Genomic DNA, 3,076 nt, shown 5'->3' with positions numbered 1-3,076 from the left:
AGCTCAAGCGCGTATTCAGCGGCTTCTAGCATAGTTGCAAAGGCATCACGCATCTCTTTAAAGTAGGCGGGTGAACTATAGCGCTCTAGTAGGTAAATCTCTTGCGGTCTTATAATGTAGTTGTTCATTGCTTATTCACTTATACCAGTTTTGTTTGAGGGTTGGTACGCCAACCATATCTGTGTTTTCCAAACCTTTTATATCACTACCATAGCCCCATCCTGTTTTTCTGCGTGGTTGTACTATTGCTTTTATCAAATCTTTTGGGTCAAGTACAATCTGTATGCCACCACCTTCCAGTACGTACATAGCACCGCGTCCATTAGCAGTCTGAACTTTACCTTTGCTATCTTTAAGTACTTGACTGGCGGTTTTACCTTCCCATACCCTCATACCACCTTTGGGCACAATATACTGAACGACCTCACCGTTACTGTTCCAGCTCGCCCATACGGCAAAGCGTCTACGCCAGTCTTCTCTTTTTTTAAGTTTTATATATTCTGATTTCCTCATCCAACATATACTGTTATCATTACTCGTAGGGTCGACGACACGATAGAGTACTGTATTTTCTTTTAGCTTTACTGCCTTCATAGTATTAAATGTTTTAAACTTTCCCTTTAATGGTCCTGTGCCTGTATTAGAAATATTTGGATAATCTTTAGGTATTTCATAACATTTTGGTAGTTCAGGATATTTAACATTCCTAGTGACATCTACCCATCTAGGTGTACTGTTTTTTATAAGTTGCACTTCACCATCGGTATGCACTCTTCTAAAATTCGCGATGTTTGTCAGATTAGTAACTGCTTTATAGCCTCCTTCAGTGTCTAGTCGTATGGCTAAACGTTCCAGAAAGTCTTGTACGGGTGCTAAAAATTCACCGAGACGCTTGTTAGCGCGATTTCTTATATTTACCACTATTTTAAGCATATCGCCTGCTTGTTTACCGATACCTTTACTGCCGTATTTTTGGACAAATTCGACAGTCTCCTTCAAATAGCCGATATGCTCATCAAATACAGCGAAAATTTGCTTCGTATTAACTTGTGCTTTTACTTTGCGCAGTTCCTTAGCTGACCATCTATAGATATTAGTGGCCCCTTCTTTACTAATTAGCTTTTTAACTGCAGGGCTTCCTATAAACCTATTAATCCCCTTGATACCTTGTTCAATAGCAGGTTCAACTGTTTTATAAATTAAACTGCCTGAAAATTTTCCAGCTTTAGATAAAGGTCTCATCATGAAGCGTCTAACAGGGGCAAGTAGTACTTTAAATATTCCCTTAAATAGCGACCCTAAAACTGGAAACAGACCGATTAAGGTCAAGATTAGACCCACCCACGCCCAAGGGTTACTATCGTCTTCGTTTATTTTTTTGCAGTTAGCACAAATATCTCGAATATCACAGATCTGGTCTACAAATGGAATCATAGAAACGACAGTACCAGTAACGACTTGAGCAGTAGAAGGTTCCGATGCAAAATCACCTTGTATGACTATCCAAAGCCAATCGGCAATATCATTTGCCGTTTCCTTACCCTTTTGTAATGCTGTGTTAACAGGTGCACTGAACCATGCAAGTGCATTTGAAAGTTTTTTTTCTTTAGATGATAAAAAGCCCATTTTTATACCTTATTATTCTTTAAAACTGTTAGCAGCTTCTAAAACTTTAAGAAACGACTCAGGAGTAGGGTCTTCAAAGCCCTTGTCTTCATATTCAACACGGTTGGCTTCTTCGGGCACATTATTGTGATGTGCTTCACCTTTCCTATCGAGTCTTCCTTTAATAACTTGACCACCATCAAAGAATATTTTGTAGCCCACATCTGGTATACCTTCACCATCAACTCCTAAAAGTTTAAGACCAATCCAGTTTTCCATTTCTACAGATGGTAAATAAGGCAGTTCTGTTTTAACTCCACCCCCGCTACCCCAATCCACCTTACTCGCCTTATAGCCCACCTGAGCAGGTGTAATAAAGGTCACATTGCCACCTGATATTTCAATGCCGCTGCCCGCAGCTTTTAACGTCAACGTATCAGGCGCGATGATATTAATACTGTCTCGGCTATGAATACGCAGTACTTGCTCACTATCAAGGCGCATCTCATTCTGATGGGCTTGTATGGTGATATCACCATGAGCGGCGGTATGGGTTTGGGCTTTATTACTGTAATAATGAATATCGCCTGACACCAACTGATTCATCTGGGTTTGGCTGTGATGATGAGTGTTGTCTGTCGCATGCGAATGAGTGTTCTTAGTACTGGTATGTTGGCTGTGCTGTCCGCTTAGCATGGCGAGATGACGCTGGGAGTCGATCAGCAGATGCGCTTGTTGCCATTGTCCGGACTCGCTAAGACTACTATCGTTGTTGTCTTTGCTAAACTCGGCAAATGGGGTTTGCGCATCTTTATTATCGCCTTGCTTATTATTGCTACTGCCTTCTAGTCCGACTGGCTGATGGGTGCCAGCTAACTGCGCGTAGGCTTGTTGATGCTGATCGGCGGTTTGTAGTTTGCTATGACTGCTGTGATTCATATGCTGCTTTAATTGACTGTCAGCTTGATGGCTGCTGATGTGTATGCCTGTACTACCTTGCACATTAGCGGCAGCTTGGGTCTCAATACTGATGCCTTGCCCTCTTGCTTGACCGCGAGTGTGGTCGCTATGCTGATAGAAATGACCAATGGTGAGACTGCTCTGGTAGCTTGTGCTATAGACATTGATCTGTGGACTATTTGGATGGGTGTCAAACATCAGCTGATTGTAGCCATTCGCTAGACTGTCTTTGGTGGCGTCCCCTGTACGACTTGAGTCGATACTTTGGGTTTTGATGCCATCTATCGCATGAACATGACTTTGATTGATAAACCATGCGGGGCTAGTGGCGTCTATATGGTCCGAATCGCTAGTCAGACTATTGTGCTGAGCATCAGCATTACCTTGGCCATTATGAGTACTGCCGATGATGATGGGATGGGTGATGTCGCCACCGATGAAGTCGATCAGGACGTGTTGCCCATGACGCAGGGGATGGGTTTGTCCCATGTGGTCGGCGACTAAGTGACTG

Annotated in this window: 2 protein-coding genes; both read right to left on the bottom strand. The window is 42.7% G+C overall.

Translation table 11 applies throughout. The annotated features are described in order from the left end of the window. Positions 1–135: 135 nt before the first annotated feature. Positions 136–1,626: a hypothetical protein gene (locus AAEY80_RS14130; protein ID WP_025652683.1), complete on the bottom strand. Its 1,491-nt coding sequence runs from the start codon at positions 1,624–1,626 to the stop codon at positions 136–138. Between the two features lie 12 nt (positions 1,627–1,638). Then, on the bottom strand, positions 1,639–3,076 hold a 1,438-nt coding region (locus tag AAEY80_RS14125), incomplete at its 5' end, for a DUF2345 domain-containing protein (protein WP_350588503.1).

Origin of the sequence: Psychrobacter sp. 78a-MNA-CIBAN-0178 (genome assembly GCF_040309625.1) — a bacterium.
GTDB lineage: Bacteria > Pseudomonadota > Gammaproteobacteria > Pseudomonadales > Moraxellaceae > Psychrobacter > Psychrobacter okhotskensis.
The sequence above is the reverse complement of the archived record's forward strand: the minus strand, read 5'-3'. Positions and strand labels throughout refer to the sequence as shown.

What these genes read in the sequence shown, in the direction of transcription:
- AAEY80_RS14130 (WP_025652683.1), bottom strand. Translation starts at nt 1,626, where the DNA reads ATGGGCTTTTTATCATCTAAAGAAAAAAAACTTTCAAATGCACTTGCA.